This window comes from Aureibaculum marinum (assembly GCF_003813905.1).
GTDB lineage: Bacteria > Bacteroidota > Bacteroidia > Flavobacteriales > Flavobacteriaceae > Aureibaculum > Aureibaculum marinum.
Map to the genome: position 1 here is coordinate 1 of NZ_RPFJ01000100.1, position 2,003 is coordinate 2,003.

Annotated in this window: 2 protein-coding genes; both read right to left on the reverse strand. The window is 29.7% G+C overall.

The features are described 5' to 3' along the window. Nucleotides 1-386 precede the first annotated feature (386 nt). A complete protein-coding gene (locus tag EGM88_RS15515) occupies nucleotides 387-869 on the reverse strand; it encodes a hypothetical protein (protein ID WP_123899330.1) in 483 nt (160 codons plus the stop codon). A gap of 12 nt (nucleotides 870-881) precedes the next feature. Next, the gene (locus tag EGM88_RS15520) at nucleotides 882-1,724 is read right to left on the reverse strand and encodes a type III secretion system effector protein (protein ID WP_123899331.1); all 843 of its coding nucleotides are present in this window, start codon (nucleotides 1,722-1,724) and stop codon (nucleotides 882-884) included. Nucleotides 1,725-2,003: the final 279 nt, after the last annotated feature.

Consider the following 2,003-nt stretch of genomic DNA (forward strand, 5'->3'; position numbering starts at 1 on the left):
ACCTCATAAGTATATATTAATTCTTCATGAATATCACCACAGATGGTTTCGACGTAATCTTCACCAAGAGAGACAGTTTGATTATCAATTTTAGCAGAATACCAATACCTGTACAGTACTAATATGCAAACTACCATTAACTAATACAAGTAGTAATCTTCTTTTTATTTAGGTTGTTTTAGTAAATTAAATAGAACAATACCTTTTCTTACTGAAGAGCAATTGAATGAATCAGTTTTGTATAAACCTGTCAAAGGTATTGTGCCGTTAATTTTTCCGAATATCGTAAAGGAAGATGATGTTACTTTGGAATAAAATTACTTTTAAGAAATTGTAAGCACTTTTATACATTTTATCTGCCAAGTGTTATTTCTTTTATTATGAAGCTAATTTTTAAACTTAAAATGTTTCATTATTCTGACTTTAAATTGACCGATACTGCTTGGGGCATTAAAATCAAAGTTACTGTTCATAGCTGCTGTTAGTATACATTCAACTTCAGAATTTGAAACTGAAACTTTGTTCCCGTAATTAATTAAACTACAAGATAAAACATCTCCATTTTCGTCACAAACGTATTCAATTATAAAAATTACTTTATGGTTCTTCAACGAACTGTATGTATTCTGATTAAGACAGTTTTTAATAAATAAAGGATGAATGTTATCATTTATTTTTAGTTCCTCTTGAAGTTTTAATTTTACTTCATATGATTGAGCTTCAACGCTAGAAATATAATCACTATGGTGATTAGTTAAATAAGTTGTTTTCTTAGAATCAACTATTTTCTCAATTGGCGTTACTTGTCCATTAGAAATTTGAATTATTGAAAATAGAAATAATGCAAATAATATTTTTTTTGATTTCATAGTTATATAATTTTAGCAGTCTAATTCTTTAGTTTTATTCATTAAGTTTAATATAGCATCGGGTTTTTGATTATAGTCTATTGGAGCTCCATACATATCTTTTTTATTGCCTTTGTGAAATTGCTGGAAGGATTCTAGAGCATTATACCAACCTGACAAATCAGAACTGCTTAAATTTAATGTTTTATTTGAATATTTTATTTCTATATCGATTAGCCAAGCTGTTAATTTTTCCTCACCGGGAAAAGTTAACATTCCTTCGCCATTTAATATATCTTTTTGAATATTGAATGCTTTTTCTTCAAATTCTATATTAGAACCTCCTTTATGGTCACTACTGCTACTTATATCATCAAGCGTGCCATACAATTGTTGTTGGTAGGCATGCATAAGTTCAGCCCCTAAAATATCTGAAGAGATATGTCTATCTGATTTAAAACCTATGGTATTTGTTTCAGGTACATAAGCACCTCCAGCAGAATCTATTGATGTGCCTATTTTAATTTTAACATTTTCTATAGCATCAATAAGTGCTTTGCCAAGACAGTTTTCCTCTAAGATTTCTATTGCATCTTCAAGTTTTTGTTTTTGGTCGGCAGTTAACTCATCAGTATTAAATTTTTGAACTTGTTGAGTGCCATTGTTTGGCTCACCGCTTCCATCATAATCTTTGTCATCGTACGGATCTACATACGGATTGTCAGAAGTAGTTTCACAGACCTCATAAGTATATATTAATTCTTCATAAACATCGCCACAGATGGTTCTGACGTAATTTTCACCAAGAGAGACAGTTTGATTATCAATTTTAGCAGAATACCAATACCTGTAAAGTACTAATATACAAACTACCATTAACTAATACAAGTAGTAATCTTCTTTTTATTTAGGTTGTTTTAGCAAATTAAATAGAACCATCCCTTTTCTTACTGAAGAGCAATTGAATGAATCAGTTTTGTATAAACCTGTCAAAGGTATTGTGCCGTTAATTTTTCCGAATATCGTAAAGGAAGATGAAGAGGCTTTAGAATAGAATTACCTTTTATGAAATTGTAAGTGCTTTAATACATTTTATCTGCCAAGTGTCATTTATTTTCTCTAAAAAATAAAGTGACGAACTACCTGCTAATCTAC